This is a genomic window from Caballeronia sp. LZ043 (assembly GCF_031451075.1).
GTDB lineage: Bacteria > Pseudomonadota > Gammaproteobacteria > Burkholderiales > Burkholderiaceae > Caballeronia.
Map to the genome: position 1 here is coordinate 565,282 of NZ_JARUXT010000002.1, position 19,301 is coordinate 584,582.

18 protein-coding genes are annotated in these 19,301 nt (G+C 66.9%); 7 read left to right on the forward strand and 11 right to left on the reverse strand.

Annotated elements, in window-relative coordinates:
• Window positions 1-41 precede the first annotated feature (41 nt).
• Window positions 42-1,670 (forward strand): arylsulfatase, encoded by a 1,629-nt coding sequence (locus QCE64_RS15995; RefSeq protein WP_309921034.1) that lies wholly within the window; start codon window positions 42-44, stop codon window positions 1,668-1,670.
• Window positions 1,667-2,626: a formylglycine-generating enzyme family protein gene (locus QCE64_RS16000; protein ID WP_310004760.1), complete on the forward strand. Its 960-nt coding sequence runs from the start codon at window positions 1,667-1,669 to the stop codon at window positions 2,624-2,626. Before QCE64_RS15995 ends, QCE64_RS16000 begins: the two co-directional genes overlap by 4 nt.
• A 7-nt stretch (window positions 2,627-2,633) precedes the next feature.
• On the opposite strand, the gene QCE64_RS16005 is transcribed toward QCE64_RS16000, so the two are convergent.
• The 10 genes from QCE64_RS16005 to QCE64_RS16050 form a co-directional block, all read right to left on the reverse strand.
• The gene (locus QCE64_RS16005) at window positions 2,634-3,416 is read right to left on the reverse strand and encodes a sulfite exporter TauE/SafE family protein (RefSeq protein ID WP_310004762.1); all 783 of its coding nucleotides are present in this window, start codon (window positions 3,414-3,416) and stop codon (window positions 2,634-2,636) included.
• A 4-nt stretch (window positions 3,417-3,420) separates the two neighbouring features.
• Window positions 3,421-4,140, reverse strand: coding sequence for an MBL fold metallo-hydrolase (locus QCE64_RS16010; RefSeq protein ID WP_310004764.1), 720 nt, complete (start codon window positions 4,138-4,140; stop codon window positions 3,421-3,423).
• Between the two features lie 7 nt (window positions 4,141-4,147).
• Entirely contained in the window at window positions 4,148-5,530 is a 1,383-nt protein-coding gene (locus tag QCE64_RS16015; protein ID WP_310004766.1) for an MmgE/PrpD family protein, read from the reverse strand.
• Window positions 5,531-5,573: 43 nt separating this feature from the next.
• Window positions 5,574-6,578 (reverse strand): D-2-hydroxyacid dehydrogenase family protein, encoded by a 1,005-nt coding sequence (locus tag QCE64_RS16020; protein WP_310004769.1) that lies wholly within the window; start codon window positions 6,576-6,578, stop codon window positions 5,574-5,576.
• A gap of 16 nt (window positions 6,579-6,594) precedes the next feature.
• Entirely contained in the window at window positions 6,595-7,458 is an 864-nt protein-coding gene (locus QCE64_RS16025) for a sulfurtransferase (protein ID WP_310004772.1), read from the reverse strand.
• 52 nt (window positions 7,459-7,510) lie between these two features.
• Window positions 7,511-8,509: a tripartite tricarboxylate transporter substrate binding protein gene (locus QCE64_RS16030; RefSeq protein WP_310004774.1), complete on the reverse strand. Its 999-nt coding sequence runs from the start codon at window positions 8,507-8,509 to the stop codon at window positions 7,511-7,513.
• A 46-nt stretch (window positions 8,510-8,555) separates the two neighbouring features.
• On the reverse strand, window positions 8,556-9,527 hold the full coding sequence (locus QCE64_RS16035; protein WP_309921056.1) for a tripartite tricarboxylate transporter substrate binding protein: 972 nt from the start codon (window positions 9,525-9,527) through the stop codon (window positions 8,556-8,558).
• An 81-nt stretch (window positions 9,528-9,608) separates the two neighbouring features.
• Entirely contained in the window at window positions 9,609-10,586 is a 978-nt protein-coding gene (locus QCE64_RS16040; RefSeq protein ID WP_309921058.1) for a LysR family transcriptional regulator, read from the reverse strand.
• Window positions 10,587-10,603: 17 nt separating this feature from the next.
• Window positions 10,604-11,968 (reverse strand): adenylosuccinate lyase, encoded by a 1,365-nt coding sequence (purB, locus tag QCE64_RS16045; protein WP_309791170.1) that lies wholly within the window; start codon window positions 11,966-11,968, stop codon window positions 10,604-10,606.
• A gap of 12 nt (window positions 11,969-11,980) precedes the next feature.
• Window positions 11,981-13,444: an FAD-binding oxidoreductase gene (locus QCE64_RS16050; protein WP_310004777.1), complete on the reverse strand. Its 1,464-nt coding sequence runs from the start codon at window positions 13,442-13,444 to the stop codon at window positions 11,981-11,983.
• A gap of 184 nt (window positions 13,445-13,628) precedes the next feature.
• On the opposite strand from QCE64_RS16050, the gene QCE64_RS16055 reads away from it, so the two are divergent.
• From QCE64_RS16055 to QCE64_RS16075, 5 genes are all read left to right on the forward strand, one after another.
• Window positions 13,629-13,961, forward strand: coding sequence for a carboxymuconolactone decarboxylase family protein (locus QCE64_RS16055; RefSeq protein ID WP_309791174.1), 333 nt, complete (start codon window positions 13,629-13,631; stop codon window positions 13,959-13,961).
• A 176-nt stretch (window positions 13,962-14,137) separates the two neighbouring features.
• Window positions 14,138-14,545 carry a tripartite tricarboxylate transporter TctB family protein gene (locus QCE64_RS16060; RefSeq protein ID WP_309922877.1) on the forward strand — a complete coding sequence of 136 codons (408 nt, stop codon included), beginning with the start codon at window positions 14,138-14,140 and terminating at the stop codon, window positions 14,543-14,545.
• 3 nt (window positions 14,546-14,548) lie between these two features.
• On the forward strand, window positions 14,549-16,087 hold the full coding sequence (locus QCE64_RS16065; RefSeq protein WP_309921063.1) for a tripartite tricarboxylate transporter permease: 1,539 nt from the start codon (window positions 14,549-14,551) through the stop codon (window positions 16,085-16,087).
• A 227-nt stretch (window positions 16,088-16,314) separates the two neighbouring features.
• Window positions 16,315-17,454 carry a porin gene (locus QCE64_RS16070; protein WP_404987383.1) on the forward strand — a complete coding sequence of 380 codons (1,140 nt, stop codon included), beginning with the start codon at window positions 16,315-16,317 and terminating at the stop codon, window positions 17,452-17,454.
• Window positions 17,455-17,558: 104 nt separating this feature from the next.
• Window positions 17,559-17,810, forward strand: a complete 252-nt coding sequence (locus QCE64_RS16075; RefSeq protein WP_310004779.1) for a hypothetical protein — start codon at window positions 17,559-17,561, stop codon at window positions 17,808-17,810.
• A 30-nt stretch (window positions 17,811-17,840) separates the two neighbouring features.
• On the opposite strand, the gene QCE64_RS16080 is transcribed toward QCE64_RS16075, so the two are convergent.
• Window positions 17,841-19,289: an NAD-dependent succinate-semialdehyde dehydrogenase gene (locus QCE64_RS16080; protein WP_310004781.1), complete on the reverse strand. Its 1,449-nt coding sequence runs from the start codon at window positions 19,287-19,289 to the stop codon at window positions 17,841-17,843.
• Window positions 19,290-19,301: the final 12 nt, after the last annotated feature.

Genomic DNA, 19,301 nt, shown 5'->3' on the forward strand with positions numbered 1-19,301 from the left:
GAACCCGCGCACCTTCATTCATTTTTGGCACCGGGACCAGCATGGCAAGCAAACCGAACATCATCCTGATTCTCAACGACGACATGGGCTACTCCGACATCGGCTGCTATGGCGGAGAAATCGAGACCCCGAACCTCGACCGGCTTGCCCGCAACGGCTTGCGCTACTCGCAGTTCTATAACACCGCGCGCTGCAGCCCGTCGCGCGCGTCCTTGCTGACGGGCCTGCATCCGCATCAGACGGGCATCGGCGTGCTGACCTACGACTACGGTCCCGAAGGCTATGCGGGCAATCTCAACAAGCAGTGCGTGACCATTCCGGAAGTGCTGAAGACCAACGGCTATCGCACCTACATGAGCGGCAAATGGCATGTGGCGAGCAGCCTCGACGAACCCAGCGACACCTGGCCGATGCAGCGCGGCTTCGACGAATTCTTCGGCACGATCATCGGCGCGGGCAGCTTCTACGATCCGAACACGCTCACGCGCGGCAACACCAATATCGAGCACGAGGCGAAGGAGCAGGACGACTTCTTCTATACCGATGCCATCAGTGACGAAGCGGTCTCGTTCATCGAGCAGCATGTCGCCGAGCATGCCGGCACGCCGTTCTTCCAGTACGTCGCCTACACGGCGCCGCATTGGCCGCTGCATGCGCATGAGGAAGACATCGCCAAGTACAAGGGCCGCTTCGACGCAGGCTGGGACGCGCTGCGTGAGGAGCGCCTGAAGCGGCTCGTCGATGACGGCATCCTGCGCGACATCTGGCGTCTCAGCGACCGCGACCCGACGCAGCCCGAATGGAGCGAAGCGGATCACAAGGCCTGGCGCCTGCGCTGCATGGAGGTGTATGCGGCGCAGATCGACCGGATGGATCAGGGCATCGGGCGTATCGTCGCGGCGCTGGAGCGCGCCGGGCAACTCGACAACACCGTGATCATCTTTCTGTCGGACAACGGCGCGTGCGCCGAGGACATTCCGGAAGGCGTCACGGTCGATGATCTCGTCAACAATCTCAAGATCGCCAAATCGCATACGCGCAAGGGCGCCGAAGTCCAGTTCGGCAACAACCCGGCGCTGATGCCGGGCGGCGAGGACACGTACCAGAGCTATGGCACGGCCTGGGCGAATCTGTCGAACGCGCCGTTCCGGCTCTACAAGCACTGGATTCACGAAGGCGGTATTTCGACGCCGTTCATCGTGCACTGGCCGGACGGCATCGAGGCGAAGGGCGAGATCCGTCACTCGCCGGGCTATCTGCCCGACGTCATGGCGACGGTGCTCGACATCACCCGCACCGACTATCCGCAGCAGCATGGCGGCAACGCCATCGCGCCGCTGGAGGGTCACTCGCTGCGGGCGTCGTTCGAGCAGAAGGGCGGGGAAGCCCGCCCGCCGATGTTCTGGGAGCACGAAGGCAACGCGGCGGTGCGCATCGGTACGTGGAAGCTGGTGCGGCGCTATCCGAATCCGTGGGAGCTCTATGACATGGACGCGGATCGCACCGAACTGAACGACCTCGCCGGGCAGCATCCGGATCGCGTGAAGGACATGGCGGCGCGCTACGACGAATGGGCCGCGCGCTGCGGCGTGATTCCGCGCGAGAAGATCCTGGCGCTGATGGCGGAGCAGGACGAGCCTGCGTTCTGGGAAAAGGAAGAGGACAAATGATGGAGACGCCGGGCTTGCACGAGGGCGGCACGAAGCGGGCTTGCTGCACGCCGCAGCGTGCTGTTCACGTGGAGTCGCAAGCGCAGGACATCGCGCGGACTGGCGAGCCCGATGCGTGGGTGCAAGTTCGCGGCGGCGAGTTCGAGATGGGCACCGATCTCGCCGAAGGTTTTGCCGACGATGGCGAAGGCCCCGCACGCCGCGTGCGCGTCAGTGACTTCGCGCTCGCGGCGACCACCGTGACGAACGGCGAGTTCAGCGCGTTCGTGCGGGCGACGGGCTACATCACCACCGCCGAGCAGCTCGGCACGTCGTTCGTGTTCTATCTTCAGGTGCCGGAAGCACGGCGCGCCGGGATGCGTCGCGTGGCGCCGGGCCTGCACTGGTGGCTGGATGTCGAAGGCGCCTGCTGGCAGCGGCCTGAAGGGCCTGGCTCGCACATTCGCGACCGGGCGCGGCATCCGGTGGTGCATATGTCGTGGGACGATGCGCACGCCTACTGCGCCTGGAAAGGCGGCCGCCTGCCGACCGAAGCCGAATGGGAATTCGCCGCGCGCGGCGGTCTCGAAGGCAAGCGCTATCCCTGGGGCGACGAACTCGAACCGGACGGGCGGCCCCGCTGCAACATCTGGCAGGGCGATTTCCCGCGTTCCACCGCGCCCGGATGGAACGCCGGTCCGCTGGCCGTCGATGCCTTCGAGCCGAACGGTCTCGGCTTCTACAACATGTGCGGCAATGTCTGGGAATGGTGCGCCGACTGGTACGCACCGGACTATCACGTCGCGACCGCTGCACGCGATCCGCGCTTCGATACACCTACGGGCAGGCGCTCGATGCGCGGCGGCTCATTCCTCTGCCACGATTCGTACTGCAACCGCTATCGCGTTGCGGCGCGCAGTTCGAATGTGCCGGGGACGTCGGCGAGCAATATCGGGTTCAGGATCGCGCATCGGTAGAAGTCCGTCACCCCTGCGACGCATGCATCAGCATGTAGCCCGCCACCAGCACGATCACCCCGGCGAACACGCGGTTGAGCGTGCCGCGCCGATGCGCGAGCCGTCCGGCCGCGCGCGCCCCCATCCAGCCGCCGACCGTGCCGCCGAGCACGAACACTGCGGCCACGGGCCAGTCGACGTCGCCGGAGATCGAATAGTTGATCGCGGTGGTGAGGCCGAAGGTGCCGACCGCGAACAGCGACGTGCCGATGGCCTCCACAATCTGCATCTGCGCGGCGAACATCAGTCCCGGCACGATCAGGAAGCCGCCGCCGATGCCGAAGAAGCCCGACAGTCCGCCCGCGCCCAGCCCTGTGCCGCACAGTTGCGGATAGCGTCGCGAGGTGCCGGCGCGCGTGTCGTCGGCGTCGGCGGGAGTGCTGCGCAGCATCAGCACGGCCACGATGCACATGAGAATGGCGAAGTAGTCGAGCAGACGGTGCCCGTCGACGAGCTTGCCGAGCGTCGAACCCAGCGCCGCGCCGAGCACGCCGCTCGCCGCGAAGGTGAAGGCCGCGTCCCAGCGCACGCGTCCGGCGCGCGCATGCGGGATCATGTTGAGATAAGCGCTCGCGGCCACCGCGAGCGCAGCCGTGCCGATGGCCGCATGCGCGTTGTGCAGGCCGACCACATAGAGCAGCAGCGGAATGGCGAGGATGGACCCGCCGCCGCCGATCATGCCGAGCATGAAACTCACGAAACCGCCGCATAGCACAGCAAGAAGGATCTGGATGAGAGACGGTGCGGGCATGCGTTCAGCCCTGCCGTCGCGGTGTGGACGCGGGCTGGCCGCAGGTCAGGTTCGCGGGCACGGCCACGTCCATCATCTTCGGATAGGGCAGGTCGAGCGACGACATGATGCGCGCATACTCGTCCTCGGTCTTGCCCGCGATGCGCGGATTCCAGCGCTGTTCCTCGCCGATGCTCGACGCGCTCATGCCCTTGTAGTCGTGCGCCGGATAGACGATCGTAGGCTCGGGCAGGCGGAACAGCCGGTTGACGATGGAGTCCCACGAACGGCGCGCGTCGCCGCCCTGGAAGTCGGTGCGGCCGCTGCCGCGGATCAGCAGCACGTCGCCGGTGAACACGGCGCGCGGCGCGTCCGGTTGCAGCACGAAGCTGAACGACTCATCGGTATGGCCGGGCGTGTAGAGCGCGCCCAGCGTGATGCCGTCCACGTCGATGCGCTCGCCGTCGCGCACATGGCGCGTCACGCATTCGGCGCGCGTGCGTTCGCCCATGATCGTCGTGCAATCCAGCACGTCGCGCAGGTCGCCAAGCGCGGTGATGTGGTCGGCGTGCGTATGCGTGTCGATGGCATGCACGAGTTCCACGCCGAGTTCCTCGATCAGTTGCAGGTACTGGTCGAGCTTCTCCTTCACGGGATCGATGATCAGCGCCTCGCCGCCCGGCCGCGACGCGAGCAGATAGGTGTAGGTGCAGGAGGCGCTGTCGAAGAGTTGTCGGAAGATCATGGCGTGCTCAATCCTTGCGTAGCGCCTGGGCGAAGCGCGCGATGAAGTCGCCGACGTTCCCGACCTTTTCGAAGCCCAGCACGCTCTTCACGATGCCGTCCACCTGTGCCGCCTCCAGCCGCTCGCCCAGCAGCGAACCGGCCTTCGCGCTCAGGTTGCGTTCCTGTCGGGCGAGATCCTGTTCGGGGCGGCTCGTGTTGATGTGCTGTTCGAGGCGCGTGCCGTCCTTCAGCACGATCGCGACATCGGCGCTCGCGCGCGGCTGCTGCGGATTGGGCGTGATCGTCACGAGCCGGCGCAGCCGGCCGACCTGCGCGTCGTCGAGCGCGGCGGGGCCGTACGATGCGGCATCGACGGTGCTCCAGCCCGCCAGCGTCAGCGCAACCATCTGCGCGATGCTGAACTTCGCTTCGAGTCCGTTCGTCGGCGATGGAATGCAGCACACCGAGAGATATTGCGGCTCGACGCGGATCTCGATGCGCTCGATGTCGTCGAGGCGCGCGCCCAGTTGTTCTCTCAACAGCTTGGACGCTTCGATCGAACCCTGCGTGCCGTAGCACGACGCGTTGTACTTGAACAGAATCGTGCGCGCCTGATAGTCCGGCGCGTTGGCGAGCGCGCGTGCAATCGCGTCGTGGTCGCGCGCGCTGGCGTACAGCTCGATGAAACCGGCCTCGCATTCGAGCATGTCGGTCTGGCTGGTGAAGCCGCGCTTCGCGAGACTCGCGGCGAGCACGCCGCTCGCGGCCGCGTGGCCCGCATGCAGCGGCTTGCACATGGTGCCGAACGCCGCGCGCAGCCCGGCCGATTGCGTCGCGGCAATGCCCAGCGCGTGCTGCGTCTGCGCGGGCGTGAGATCGAGCAGCGTCGCGCTGGCGAGCGCCGCGCCGAACATGCCGAAGGTCGCGGTGTTGTGCCAGCCGCGCTTGTAGTGTTCCTCGCCCATCACGAGTGCGATGCGGCTCTGCATCTCCACGCCCGCGACGAAGGCGGCGAGCGCGCGCTGACCGGGCAGGCCGTCGCGTTCGCCGATCGCGAGAATCGCCGACCACAGCGGCACCGACGGATGCACGCGCGAACCGAGATGCACGTCGTCGAAATCGAGCACGTGCGAAGCCATGCCGTTGACCAGCGCCGCGTTGCGCACGCTGGTCCGCGCGCCGCTGCCGAGCAGCGTCGCGCGCGGCGCGGCTTCTTCCGCGCGAATCTCGGCTTCGAGCATGCCCACCGAAGGATCCGCCCAGCCGGAAGTCAGCGTGCCAAGCCAGTCGAGCAGCGAGTGCTTCGCTATCTCGATGACTTCAGCCGGCAGCGGGTCGCGGGCGCGTGCGAGACAGGTCTCGGCAAGTTCGCGTGTGAGAGGGTAGCGGGCGCTCGAAGCTTCGCTCATGAGGGTCTCCGTGGAATGCTGTGACTGGATGGCGGCCGGCGGTTCAGTGCCGTCGTCCGAATGCCGCCGGATTGACGAGGTTGCGCGGCGTCCCGGCCTGCCAGGCGAGCACGTCGCGAAACGCCGCATCGAAGAGCGTTTCGTAGTTTTCTTTCTGCACATAGCCGAGATGCGGCGTGCAGACGACGTTGGGCATCTGCACGAAGGCATCGCGCAGCGCGGGTTCCTCGTCGAAGACATCGAGTGCGGCAAGGCCCGGCCGCCCGCGCGCCAGCGCTTCGGCGAGCGCGCCCGGCTGCACCAGGCCCGCGCGGCTCGTGTTGACGAAGAGCGCGTCGGGCTTCATCGCCAGCAGATGATCCAGCGTGACCGTGCCGCGCGTGGCGTCGTTCTGGCGCACCTGCAAGGTCAGCACGTCGGAACGGGTGAAGAGGTCGTGCGCGTCGGCGGCAAGTTCATGACCGTGTTCCGCCGCGAGCGCGAGCGACTCCGGCCGGCTCCACACCAGCACGCGCATGCCGAAGGCCGTCGCGTACTGCGCCAGACGCCGGCCGATGCGCCCATAACCCCAGATGCCGAGCGTGCGATGCTCCAGCGCGACGCCGAGACCGTGGCCGTAAGGCGTCGCATCGTCTTCAAGGCCGCTGCGCTGCCAGACGCCCGCCTTCAGGTTCGCCGCGTATTGCGGAATGCGCCGCGCCGCCGCGAGAATCAGCCCCCACACGAGTTCCGCCGTGGCGACGCCGGAGAAGCGGCTCTCGGTCACGGGAATGCCGAACTCCGTCGCCGCGTCCAGGTCGATTTGCGCGCTCGCCTTGCCGGTCTGCGCGATGAAGCGCAGGTTCGGCAGCTGCTCCAGCAGTGCGCGCGGCACCGGCGTGCGTTCGCGGATCAGCACCAGCACTTCTGCATCGGCGATGCGCGCGGCCAGCGTGTCGAGGTCCTTGATGGTGTCGTGCAACACCTGGACATCGTGACCGTCGAGCAGCCGGAAGCAGTCGAGCTTGCGGACGGCGTCCTGATGGTCGTCGAGGATGGCGATCTTCATCGCGGCCGCGCGCTGGTTACGCCTGTGCGCCGGTAGCGACCGGCGCGCCCTGGCGCGAACTCCACTCGCTCCACGAGCCCGGGTAGAGCGCCGCGCCGCGAATGCCCGCGATCTCCATCGCCAGCAGGTTGTGACAGGCGGTCACGCCGGAACCGCACTGGCCGATCAACACCGCGCCGTCGGTCGTGCCGGCAATCGCGCCGATCTCCTCACGCAGCGTATCCGCCGGCTTGAAGCGGCCGCCGGCGTCGAGGTTGTCGCGGAAGAAGCGGTTGCGCGCGTTCGGAATATGGCCGCCCACGGCATCGAGCGTTTCGTTCTCGCCGCGATAGCGGTCGGCCGCGCGGGCGTCGAGCACCACGCGCTCACCGCTGTCGATATTGGCGCGCACGGCGTCGAAATCGACCGTCGTGACGAGCGGCGTGCGGACCGTGAAGCTGCCCGGCGCGGACGCCGTGCGCTCGCCGCTTTCCACTGCGTGACCCGCGCCGCGCCAGGCAGGCAGGCCGCCGTCGAGCACCGCGACATCGCGATGACCGGCCCAGCGCGCCAGCCACCACAGACGCGCCGCGTACATGCCGCCCGCGCTGTCGTAGCAGACGATCTGCGTGGCGTCGTTCGCGCCGGCGCGCGCCATCGCGGCGGCGAAGGCCTCGACGGACGGCAGCGGATGACGGCCATTCTGGCCGGTCTTCGGGCCGCTCAGTTCGCTTTCCAGATGCAGATGCACCGCGCCCGGCACGTGCGCATCGCGATAGCTCGCGAGACCCGCGTCCGGGTTGGTCAGGTCGAAGCTGCAATCGCAGACCAGCACGTTGGCCGAACCATCGGCGAGCAGCGCGGCGAGTTGTTCGGGGGAAATCAGCGTGTCGAAGCGCATGGGGTTCCTGTTGCTTGAGAGAATGAGGTTGAAGGTCTCGCTCGCGGCGCGCTCAATGATTGAACGGCTTGACCACGGCGCGGTAATCCGCGATATCGCTTTCGATGAACTTCGCGAAGGCGTCGCCCGAGGTGTTGGTCAGCACCGCGCCGTTCATCGTCAGTTGCTTCGCGACGTCGGGCTGCTTGAGAATCTGCTGGATGTTCTGGTTCAGCTTCTCGACCACGTCGGGCGGCGTGCCGGCCGGTGCGGCGACGCCGTACCATTGCGTCGTGCCCACGGCCCAGCCGAGTTCGCGGAAGGTCGGCACGTCCGGATAAGCGGGATTGCGCTGCGCGCCGCTGGTCGCGAGCAGGCGCATGCCGTCGTCGGTCAGTTGCCCGGCGAGCGGCGTATAAGGCGCGAAGAAGCTGTCCACCTGGCCGCCGAGCAGCGCGGTGGTCGCCGGGCCCGAGCCGGTGAAGGGCACGTTGAGGATGTCGAGGCCCGCCTTCTTCTTGAAAATCTCCATCGTCGATTGCGCCGCGCCGCCCGTGCCGGTGGACGCGTAAGTGAGCTTGCCGCCCTTGGCCGCGGCCACGTAGTCCTGGATCGTCTTGTATTTCGACTTCGCGCTGACCATCAGGCCGAAGGGCGTTTCGACCACCATCGAAATGGGCGCGAAGCTGCCCGGCACCTTGTAGCGCAGGTCCGGATGCACCACCGGCGCGACCGAAAAGTTGCCGCTCATCGCGAGCAGCAGCGTGTAGCCGTCGGGCTTCGCGTGAGCGACGATATCCGCCGCGATGTCGCCGCCCGCGCCGGGACGGTTCTCGACCACGACGGGATTGTCGAGACTCTTCGAGAGCGCCGTGGCGACGATGCGCGCGTACGTATCGCCGCCGCCGCCCGGCGGAAAGCCGACCAGCAGCTTGATCGGGCCGTCCGGATAGCCGCCTGCGTGCGCCGCAGGCATGGCCGCCACGCCGATGCCCAGGCCCAGCACACAGGCCGACACAGCGCGCAGCAGACGCGCCGGAACCTCGTTCTTCGCATTTCGGGTTGAACGCATGCTTGTCTCCGTTGTTATCGATGGCCTGCACCGCAAGCGCGCCGCGTCATTGCAACAACTGCATGTGCCCCTTCTGCACGGTCTGCCGATAGCGGCCGATGTCCTCGACGATGTACTTCGAGAACGCGTCGCCGGTGAGCGTGCCCGGAACCACGCCTTCGCGGTCGAACAGTTCCTTGACCGTCGGCGCGGCGAGGGCCTGCATGGTCGCCTGTTCGAGCTTCGCGACGACCGGCGCGGGCGTGCCCGCAGGCGCCGCGAGGCCGTACCACTGGGTCAGCGTCATGTTGACGCCGGCTTCCTTCATCGTCGGCACGTCCGGCATCTGCGCGTTGCGCTTCTCGGCCGTGCTCGCCAGCAGGCGCAACTGGCCGCCCTTGATCTGGCCGGCGAGCGGCGGATAGGTGGCGAAGAACGCATCGACGCGGCCGCTGATCAGGTCGTTGATCGCCGGGCCCGAGCCCTTGTACGGCACGTGCAGCACGTCCACGCCCGCGGCCTGCTTGAACATTTCCATGCCGAGCTGCGCGGCGGAGCCGGTGCCCGTCGATGCATAGCTCAGCTTGCCGCCCTTGGCCGCGCTGATGAAATCGGCGAGCGTGTGGTATTTCGATTTCGCCGACACCATCAGCCCCTGCGGCGCCTCGGCCACCAGCGCGATGGGCGCGAAGCTCTCGGGCACCTTGTACGGCAGCCGCTTGCGGATGGCGGGCGCGGTCGCGAGGTTGCCGCTCATCGCGAGCAGCAGCGTGTAGCCGTCCGGCTTCGCGTGCGCGACCGTCTCCGCCGCGATGATGCCGCCCGCGCCGGGCCGGTTGTCGACGATCACGGTCTGATGCAGGATCGGGGCGAGCGCCGCCGCGAGCGCGCGGCCGTAGAGGTCGCCGCCGCCGCCCGGCGGAAAGCCGACCACGAGGCGGATGGTTTGCGTCGGATAGCTATCGTCGGCGTGGCTGGTGACCGGCAGGATCGCGCAACAGGCGAGGCCGATTGCGCCGAGCAGGCGGGTGAGTTTCATGCGAGTCGTCTCCTTCCGGTTAGTTTTGTCAGAGCGGCGCGCGACCGGCACGCACGCCGCTTTTCTGCACAGCCCCTGGATTTATTTGCGCGGCTCGGCGCCGCTGCGCGCGCGCACGGCGCTGGAACGAGCCGGACGGCGCGGGAGCGTTGGCGCGGTGTCCGCAGCGAGCTTTTCGAGCGCCTGCACCACGGCATCGCCGAAACGTTCGACCTGCGCGGCCGAGCGCTCCGCATGCGCCGGCACGACGCGCCAGATGCACGGACGCGGCGAGAAGTCGTCGAGATCGACGGCTTCGAGATCGTCCGCATAGGCGCTCGCGGCCAGCATGCAGTCCGGCACGAAGCCGAGGCCCACGCCATGCGCGACGAGTCCCAGCTTCTGCTCCGCGCCGAACGCGCCCACGTTCACCTGCAACGGCATGCCGCGCTCGCGGAACGCGCTGAAGAGGCCGTCGCGGAAGCCGCAGCCTTCGGGGTTCAGCACCCAGCCCATGCCGCCGAGATCGGCGAGATGCAGCGTGTGCGCCGGCATCGCGCCCTTGCGCGCCACCACCACCATGTGCAGCTCGCCCAGGCGCGTGGCGCTCAGGCCCGGGTCGAACTGGGTCGAGCCCGGCAACACGACGATGGCGCCGTCGAGTTCATCGGCCTTGAGGCGCGCGATCACGTCCGTGCTCCAGCCCGACGAAATCTGGATGGACAGCCCCGGCGTCTCTTCCATCTGCCGGGGCATGGCGTCGAGCAGCGCGAGTTCGGCAATCACCTCCGACACCCCGACGCGCAGCGTTCCGCCCGGCGGCGAGTCGCCCCGCACCAGATCGTCGATCGACGCCACTTCGCGCAGCACCGCCTCGCAGCGCTCATACACGCGGCGGCCGAGCGGCGTGGGCCGGGGCGGCTTGGTATGGCGGTCGAGCAGTTCCACGCCGAGATCGCGCTCGAGGTTCTGCACGCGCCGGCTGATGAGCGGCTGGCGCGTCAGCAGCGCCTCCGCGGCGCCGGTGACGGATTCGTAGCGGACCACCGCCACGAATGCATTGATGTCTTCGAGTTTCATGCCGAAAAAAGGTGGAGTCAGTCGTTCATCCAGCCCGCCGCTTCCTGAGCGGCGAGCGTCCGGTCGATGCTCGCGCCGGTCTGGCCGAGATAGCCGGCCGGATCGGTCAGGCGCACGATGTCGTTCTCGTCGAGCACCTTCGCGAGGCCTTCGTGGGTGCGCATGGCATCGGCGAAATCGAGCTTGTTGGCGATGCCGTGCATCGACGCTTCATACAGCCAATGGTGCGCCGTCTGCTTGCCGACGCGCTCGCCCAGCTCGATCATCACGCGCTCGGTCAGCAAATAGCCGCGCATCTTGTCGAGATTGTGCGACATCGCGTCCGCATCGACACGCAGGCCGGCCAGCAGCTTCGTGGTCTGTTCCAGCAGCGCGCCGGAGATCAGGCAGCATTCCGGCAGCGCCTTCCATTCGGTCTTCCACGCGATGCCGTCGCGCTCGTGCTCCTGCACCATCGCCTCGGTCATCATCGCTGCGTTGTAGCGCAGCGCGCGCGACAGCCCGGCGATGTTCTCGGCGGCGGTCGGATTGCGCTTGTGCGGCATCGTGGAGGAGGCCAGCTTGCCGTCGGAGAACTGTTCTTCCACTTCGCCGAACTCGTTGCGCTGCATGTTGAACAGCTCGTTGCCGATCTTCGACATCGTCGCGCCGATCATCGCCAGCAGGTTCGCGTATTCGGTGACGCGGTCGCGCGACGGGCCCCAGCTGATGGTCGGCACGGCGAGGCCGAGGGCTTCGAGCGTGCGCGTTTCCACTTCGCGCGCCTGCGGTCCGAGCGAGGCCTGCGTGCCCACGGCGCCGATCAGCATGCCGACGAACACGCGCTTCTCGCATTCCTCCATGCGCTGATAGTGGCGCGACACTTCGTCGAGCCAGATTGCACATTTGTGGCCGAAGGTGATGGGCAGCGCCTGGACGCCGTGCGTGCGGCCGACCATCACCGTATCGCGATGCTGCTTCGCGAGACGCGCCAGTTCCCGGCCGATGGCGCGCAACTCGTGCATGAACACCTGGTGCGCGTCCTTCAGTTGCAGGATCGTGCCGGTATCGAGCACGTCCTGCGTGGTCGCGCCGTAATGCACCCATTCGCCTTCCTTGCCGGCGTGGGCCTGCAACTGTTTGAGCAGCGGCACGAGCGAATGCTTGATGCGGCGGATCTCGCTCGCCATCAGCGGAATGTCGATCTTCTCGACCTTCGCGTTCTCCGTGATGGCCTGCGCCGCCGCCTTCGGAATGATGCCCAGCGCCGCCTGCGCATTGGCGAGCGCGGCTTCGAAGTCGAGCCACTTCTGGATGCGCTGTTCCTCCGAATAGATTTGCCGCAGCTTTTCGCTGCTCCACAGATGTTGCAGCGCAAGCATGTCGAATACGGAAACGCTCATGGATATCTCCTTTTACTTTTTGTCGGCGGGCAGCATGCGGCCCGGATTGAACAGAGTGTCGGGGTCGAAGGCGCGCTTCACGCGCGTCATCAGGTCGAGGGCGACCGGGTCCTTGTAGTGCATCAACGCGTCCTGCTTGAGGCGGCCGATGCCGTGTTCCGCCGAGATCGAGCCGCTCATCTTCGCGACCTGTTCATGCACGATCTCATGCACCCGTTCGATCTGCGCGCGAAAGTCGGCGTCGCTCTGGCCGGCGGGCTTGCTCTGGTTGTAGTGCAGGTTGCCGTCGCCGACATGACCGAAGGTGATCAGGCGGATGCCGGGAAACGCCGCTTCGAGCGCGGCGCCGGTTTCCTCGATGAAGCGCGGAATCTGCGAGATCGGCACCGACAGGTCGTGCTTGATCGACGGGCCGTCGCGGCGCTGCGCCTCCGGCACGTGATCGCGGATATGCCACAGCGCATGCGCCTGTTCCGACGACTGCGCGATCATCACGTCGCGCACGAGGCCGCGTTCGAAGGCATCGCCGAGCGCGGCTTCGAAGCGTTCGGCCAGTTGCGCGTCGCGCGCGGCTTCCGAGACCTCGACGAGCACCGACCAGGGCGTTGCCTCCGTCAGCGGCGCGCGCGTGTTCACGATATGCGCGAGCACCTGTTCCAGCGTCTTGCTGCCGATCAGTTCGAAGGAGGTCACGCAATCGCCGAGCGTTTCGCGCAGCAGCACCAGCACGTCGATGGCCTGTTGCGGCGTGTCGAGCCCGAGCCATGCGGTGGCCTGCTGGCGCGGCAGCGGAAACAGCTTCAGCGACGCCGCCGTGATGACGCCGAGCGTGCCTTCGCTGCCGATGAAAAGATGCTTGAGGTCGTAGCCCGTGTTGTCCTTGCGCAGCGGCGAGAGGCCGTTCCAGATGCGGCCGTCGGGCAGGACGACTTCGAGGCCCAGCGTGAGATCGCGCGCATTGCCGTAGCGCAGCACCTGTTCGCCGCCGGCATTGCTCGCCAGATTCCCGCCGATGGTCGCGCTGCCCTCGGCCGCCAGCGACAGCGGAAACAGCCGGTTGTGACGCGCCGCTTCTTCCTGCACGTTCTGCAGGATGCAGCCGGCCTCGACGATCATCGCGTGATCTTCCAGCGACACGCTGCGCACGCGGTTCATGCGCGTAAGGCTCAACACCACTTCGCGGCCCGACTCGTCCGGCGACGATCCGCCCGCCAGCCCCGTATTGCCGCCCTGCGGCACCACCGGCACGCGCTCGGCCGCACACAAACGCACGACCGCCGCGACCTGTCCGGTCGTCGACGGACGCACCACGGCGCGCGCGCGGCCCGGGAAATTGCCGCGCCAGTCGCGCTCGTAACGTTCGAGGTCAGCGGCTTCAGTGACGACGCCCTGCGGGCCGACGATCTCGCGCAGCCCGCTCAGGAAGGCGTCCGCGGTGGAAGTTGAGGAAGTTTCGGCGTGCGGGTCACGAAGCATCAGGGCCACTCGGTTGGTTCGACGATGACCGAACGATATCCCAACTTCCGGTGATTAGCCACTATCGGAATAATCTATTGCATGTTCATCTAATTTGTAGATAATCAGTCATCGTGATCGCGGCTCACCGCAGCGTGACCTGAATCGCACAATCCCTTCACCATAAGAAACCAGGAGCATCGAGATGACATCCCATTACTACGACAAGGAAGACAGCGCGCACCGCATGGGCATGGCCAAGGCCGCGCCGGAGGAGTTCAAGGCGTGGGCGAACCTGAACAACATCGTCGGCCGCGAAGACGGTGCGATTCCGCTGAAGTACCGCGAGCTGATCGCCATTGCCGTCGCGCACGCCACGGGCTGCCCGTACTGCATCGAATCGCACGCGAAGAAGGGCAAGGCCGCGGGCATGACGAAGGAAGAAATGAGCGAAGCCATCCTGCTGTCGGCGGCACTGTGCGCGGGCGCAGCCGCGGCGCACGGCGGCCTCGCCATGAAGTTCTTCGACGCTGCCTGAGAGCTGCGCGAAACCGGCATCGATCGGGACGCGCCAGCCGCGTTCCTGATCGATAGCCAGCGGGCGCGCACGGCGCGCAATGCCGTCGGCACAGACGGACATGAAAGGAGACAGACGTGGTTGAACAGCATCCGGCAGCGTCGACGCAGCGACGCGACTATTACGCGGGCGGGCTGATGATTCTGCTCGGCCTGGGCGCGATCTTCAAAGGCTCGAGCTACGACATCGGCAGCCTGCGCGAAATGGGGCCGGGCTTTTTCCCGGTGGCGGTCGGCGCGATCATGGCGCTGTCGGGGCTGGGCATCGCGCTGACCAGCGTGGCCGTCGAACCGGCCGGCGACAGGCAGAAGCCCGAATGGCGCGGCTGGATCTGCATTCTGCTCGGCATCGTTGCGTTCATCGTGCTCGGCAATCACGGCGGCCTCGTGCCCGCCACTTTCGCGACGGTGTTCATCGCCGCGCTCGGCGACCGCAAGAACAACCTGCGCGATGCCTTCCTGCTCGCGGCCGCCATGTGCGTGGTCGCGGTCGTGGTGTTCTGGTGGTTGCTGCAAGTGCAACTGCCGCTGTTCCAGTGGAGTTGAGCCATGATCGGACAATCGCTAGCTGATCTGTGGCATGGCTTCGGCGTCGCGCTGGAGATGCACAACCTGATGTGGTCGTTTGTCGGCGTGCTGGTCGGCAACCTGATCGGCGTGTTGCCCGGCATGGGCGCGCTCTCGGCCATTTCCATTCTTCTGCCGCTCACCTATTCGATGGGCCCGGTGCCCGCCGTGCTGATGCTGGCCGGCATCTTCTACGGCTCGCAGTATGGCGGCGCAATCGGCGCAATCCTGCTGAACCTGCCGTGCCATCCGCCGCATGCCGTCACCTGTCTCGACGGTTATCCGCTCGCCAAGCAGGGCCGCGGCGGGACCGCGCTTGGCATCACGATGGTGGCGTCGTTCTTCGCGGCGTCGTTCGGCATCATCGTGATGATCTTCGCTTCGCCGCTGCTCGTGCAGATGGCCTTCAAGTTCGGCCCGACCGAGATCTTCGCGATCATGCTGCTCGGCCTGCTGGCCGGCGCCACGATGAGCCGCGGCTCGGCGCTCAAGGGCGTGGCGATGACGTCCGTCGGACTGCTGGTGGGCGTGGCCGGCACCGATGTCAACACCGGCATCTCGCGCTTTACCTTCGGCATGGTGGAGCTGTCGGACAAGGTGGAGCTGGTGGCGCTCGCACTGGGCATCTTCGGCGTGGCGGAGTTCCTGCGCAGCGTGAACCGCATCCAGGCGGTGGGCGGCAAGACCCGCATCCGTTTGCGCGACATGCGGCCAAGCCGCGCGGAGTTGCGCGAGGCGTTCTTCCCGCTGCTGCGCGGCACGTTCATCGGCACGCTGTTCGGCGCGATGCCCGGCACCGGCCCGACCATCACGACCTTCATCGCCTATACGCTGGAGCGCAAGGTATCGCGCAATCCGGAGAAGTTCGGCACGGGGATGATCGCGGGCGTCGCAAGTCCCGAAGCGGCCGCGCATTCGAAGACGCAGGTCGACTTCATCCCGACCATGAGTCTCGGCATTCCCGGCGACGCCACCATGGCGCTGATCCTCGGCGCGCTGCTGATTCACGGCATCCAGCCGGGCCCGCGTCTCATCACCGAACATGCCGATCTGTTCTGGGGGCTCATCGCGAGCTTCTGGATCGGCAACGTGCTGCTGGTGATCCTGAATGTGCCGCTGATCGGCGTGTGGGTGCGTCTGCTGCGCGTGCCGTATCGCTTCCTGTATCCGGCTGCGCTGTTCTTCATTGCGATCGGCGTGTACAGCACCAACAACAGCCTGTTCGAGATCGGCGAGGTGCTGGTGTTCGGCGTTGCGGGCGCGATCTTCGCGTCGCTCAAGTTCCCGGTGGCGCCGATCCTGCTCGGCTATGTGCTCGGACCGATGGTGGAAGAGAACTTCCGCCGCGCGCTGCTGCTCTCGCGCGGCGACCTGCTGGTGTTTGTCGAGCATCCGATCAGCGCGGTGTTCATGGGCATCAGCGCCGTGCTGATTCTCGTGCAGGTGTGGCTCGGCATGCGCGCCATGCACCGTGAGCGCAGGCAGCGTCAGCAGACGGCGCAATTGCGCACGACGAGCTGACCTCTCCGGGCCGCGCCGCCGCGTCATGAGGCGGCGCCGGCCCTTGCCGCCCGATGCGTTGCGCATCGGGACGGATATTCCATCGCCATTCGAACGACCCGCGCCGGTTCCCGAACCGGTGTGCGCGCCGTCTCGTCTCGTCATCTCCCGATGACTTCCCTTTGCCCGCCCGGTCCCGCGCCGCGGCGAGGCGCACTCTTGCCAACGACCACAACGGAGACACCTGGATGCACACCACAACGAACAATCGACGACCCACGGGGGCGCTGCGCATCACGGCAATGACAGGCGCGCTGCTCTGCGCCGCAGGCGCGCATGCGCAGAGCAGCGTGACGCTGTACGGGATCGTCGATGCAGGCGTGGAACACGTCAACAACACGTCGGCGGGCGGCGCGCAGACGCGCGTGGTGTCCGGCAATTCGTCGGGATCGCGCTGGGGGCTGAAGGGCGTCGAGGATCTCGGCGGCGGCGTCAAGGCCGTGTTCACGCTCGAAGACGGCTTCAACATCAACGACGGCGCAACGGCACAATCCACCAAGGGTATCGGCGCGAACGCCGCGACCACGACGCGGCTGTTCGGCCGGCAGGCGTGGGTCGGCATCGCGATGAAAGGACAGCGCGTGACGCTGGGCCGCCAGAACACGCTGCTGTACGACCAGGCCATCGCCTTCGATCCGATGGCGGTGTCGTCGCGCTATTCGGCGCTGTCGGTGGACTACGCGATGTCGGCGCGCGCGGACAACTCGGTGAAGTATCTCGGCAGCTTCGGCGCGTTCAAGGCGGCGGCCATGTACAGCACGCGCTACGACACCGGCTACGGCGCCGAAGTCCCCGGCGCGCAACTGACGGGGCGCTACTTCGGCGGTTCGCTGACCTATGGCGCGGGACCGCTGGGCGCCAGCGTGTCGTACGAGCAGCGCAACAGCAATACGGTGACGACCAACACGGCCCGCGAGCGGCGCGCGACGGCCGCGCTGAGCTATGAGATCGGTGCGCTGAAGGCGTTCGCGGGCTATCGATACTTGCAGGCGTCGCGCCAGTTCCTGCCCGCGAGCCCGATTGCGCTGGCGAACGGCTCCGATGCAAGCTCGGCGAACATGTACTGGCTGGGCGGCCGCTACGCCGTGACACCGGCGTTCTTCGTCAGCGCGGCGGGCTATCTGCAGGATGTGAATTCTTCGGATGCGGATCCGTGGCTGCTCGTGCTGCGCGCGGACTACGTGCTGTCCAAGCGCACGGATATCTACGCCACCGCCGGATATGCGCATAACGAAGGCAATTCGGCGCTCGGCGTGGGCGGTTACAAGACCGTTGCGGCGGGGTATGACCAGACGGGCTTTGTCATCGGGATGCGGCAGCGGTTCTGATGAAGGGCGGCGACACCCGGCACGCCAGGTGTCGCCGCAAGGAAACTGCGCGTTTCGCCGCTCGATGAAGCGCGCCAATATCGTGTGTCGAAGAGGGCGCGGACGTGCCGACCTTGATGCAGCAGCGCGAAGACGGAGTGCGGACCGAAGCGGCCAGACGCGCGAATCGGGACGACGCCGAGCTATGGCGCTGGTTCTGTCTGGCCTGTCAGGAAGGCCGCATTCGCTGGTGCCGTTCCAGTGAGGGCTGGCTCGTCAGCGTGAACCATCGGCACCTCGCCACCGAGCCCGATTTCGAGGCCGCGATCCGGCAGGCTCACGCCAGACATCTGGCGCGAGCGGATCGCCTGGACTGAGAAGCCTCCGCTTCAAAGCGTCCCTTTCCACTAAGCCATCTGCGATACGAACTTCGTGACGAGATACGCTTCCATCGCTTCGGTGCCGCCTTCCGACCCGTAGCCGGATTCCTTCACGCCGCCGAACGGCGTTTCCGGCAGGCCGAGTCCGTGATGGTTCAGCGAGATCATGCCGCTTTCGATATCACGCGACAGCGCGGCGAGCGTGCCGGCCGCGCCGCTGTAAGCATACGCCGCCAGCCCCACGGGCAGGCGGTTCGCTTCCGCGATGACTTCATCGCAGGTGCGGAACGAGACGATCGGCGCGATGGGACCGAACGGTTCCTCGTTCATCACACGCGCCGCGAGCGGCACGCCGGTCAGCACGGTCGGCTCGAAGAAAAAGCCGCGCCTCTCCGGACGATGTCCGCCGAGCGCCAGCTTCGCGCCGTGGGCAAGGGCATCGGCTACCAGCCGCTCCATTGCTTCGACGCGCCGCGCATTCGCGAGCGGTCCCATCTGGACGCCTTCATGCAGACCGTCGCCGGTTTCGAGCGCACGCGCTGCCGCGACGAAATGCTGCGTGAACGCCTCGCATGCCTTCTCTTCGACGAGAAAGCGCGTCGGCGAAATGCACACCTGTCCGGCGTTGCGGAACTTGGCGGCGGCGAGCAGCTTCGCCGCGCGCGGCAGGTCGGCGTCGGCGAAGACGATGGCCGGCGCATGACCGCCCAGTTCCATCGTCGCGCGCTTCATGTGCTGACCCGCCATCGACGCAAGCAACTTGCCGACCTGCGTCGACCCCGTGAACGAAATCTTCGCGACCGCGGGATGGGCGATCAGATAGCTCGACACGTCCGCCGGCACGCCGAAGACGAGATTGAGAACGCCTTCGGGCAAACCGGCATCGACAAAAGCCTGCACCAGCGCCGCGCAGCTCGCGGGCGTTTCCTCGGGTCCCTTGAGGATGATCGAGCAACCCGCCGCCAGCGCCGCCGATACCTTGCGCACCGCCTGGTTGAGCGGGAAATTCCACGGCGTGAAGGCGGCGACGATGCCCACCGGCTCGCGCGTGACGATCTGCGTGACGCCGCCGGCGCGCGCCGGGATCACGCGGCCGTAGGTGCGGCGCGCTTCTTCCGCGAACCACTCGATGGTGTCAGCGGCGGCGAGCGTCTCCAGACGCGCTTCCGCGAGCGGCTTGCCTTGCTCCATCGTCATCGCCACGGCGATGGCTTCCGCCCGCGACCGCACGTTGTGCGCGGCCTGGCGCATCAGCTTGCTGCGTTCGAACGCGGCGGTCTTGCGCCAGACTGCGAAGCCGTGCTGCGCCGCGCGCACCGCGTCCTCCAGTTCCCGCTCTTCCGCGAGCACGACGCTGCCGATGATGTCCTCCGTCGCCGGATTGACGACCGGCCGCGTGCGACCGCCTGTGCACCAGGCGCCGCCAATGTGAAGCAGCGTGTCGGAATACGCGCGATTCGGTTGGTGTGCTGCCATGGCCTGAATGTC

What these genes read in the sequence shown, in the direction of transcription:
- QCE64_RS15995 (WP_309921034.1), top strand. Translation starts at nt 42, where the DNA reads ATGGCAAGCAAACCGAACATCATCCTGATTCTCAACGACGACATGGGC.
- QCE64_RS16000 (WP_310004760.1), top strand. Translation starts at nt 1,667, where the DNA reads ATGATGGAGACGCCGGGCTTGCACGAGGGCGGCACGAAGCGGGCTTGC.
- QCE64_RS16005 (WP_310004762.1), bottom strand. Translation starts at nt 3,416, where the DNA reads ATGCCCGCACCGTCTCTCATCCAGATCCTTCTTGCTGTGCTATGCGGC.
- QCE64_RS16010 (WP_310004764.1), bottom strand. Translation starts at nt 4,140, where the DNA reads ATGATCTTCCGACAACTCTTCGACAGCGCCTCCTGCACCTACACCTAT.
- QCE64_RS16015 (WP_310004766.1), bottom strand. Translation starts at nt 5,530, where the DNA reads ATGAGCGAAGCTTCGAGCGCCCGCTACCCTCTCACACGCGAACTTGCC.
- QCE64_RS16020 (WP_310004769.1), bottom strand. Translation starts at nt 6,578, where the DNA reads ATGAAGATCGCCATCCTCGACGACCATCAGGACGCCGTCCGCAAGCTC.
- QCE64_RS16025 (WP_310004772.1), bottom strand. Translation starts at nt 7,458, where the DNA reads ATGCGCTTCGACACGCTGATTTCCCCCGAACAACTCGCCGCGCTGCTC.
- QCE64_RS16030 (WP_310004774.1), bottom strand. Translation starts at nt 8,509, where the DNA reads ATGCGTTCAACCCGAAATGCGAAGAACGAGGTTCCGGCGCGTCTGCTG.
- QCE64_RS16035 (WP_309921056.1), bottom strand. Translation starts at nt 9,527, where the DNA reads ATGAAACTCACCCGCCTGCTCGGCGCAATCGGCCTCGCCTGTTGCGCG.
- QCE64_RS16040 (WP_309921058.1), bottom strand. Translation starts at nt 10,586, where the DNA reads ATGAAACTCGAAGACATCAATGCATTCGTGGCGGTGGTCCGCTACGAA.
- purB (WP_309791170.1), bottom strand. Translation starts at nt 11,968, where the DNA reads ATGAGCGTTTCCGTATTCGACATGCTTGCGCTGCAACATCTGTGGAGC.
- QCE64_RS16050 (WP_310004777.1), bottom strand. Translation starts at nt 13,444, where the DNA reads ATGCTTCGTGACCCGCACGCCGAAACTTCCTCAACTTCCACCGCGGAC.
- QCE64_RS16055 (WP_309791174.1), top strand. Translation starts at nt 13,629, where the DNA reads ATGACATCCCATTACTACGACAAGGAAGACAGCGCGCACCGCATGGGC.
- QCE64_RS16060 (WP_309922877.1), top strand. Translation starts at nt 14,138, where the DNA reads ATGATTCTGCTCGGCCTGGGCGCGATCTTCAAAGGCTCGAGCTACGAC.
- QCE64_RS16065 (WP_309921063.1), top strand. Translation starts at nt 14,549, where the DNA reads ATGATCGGACAATCGCTAGCTGATCTGTGGCATGGCTTCGGCGTCGCG.
- QCE64_RS16070 (WP_404987383.1), top strand. Translation starts at nt 16,315, where the DNA reads ATGCACACCACAACGAACAATCGACGACCCACGGGGGCGCTGCGCATC.
- QCE64_RS16080 (WP_310004781.1), bottom strand. Translation starts at nt 19,289, where the DNA reads ATGGCAGCACACCAACCGAATCGCGCGTATTCCGACACGCTGCTTCAC.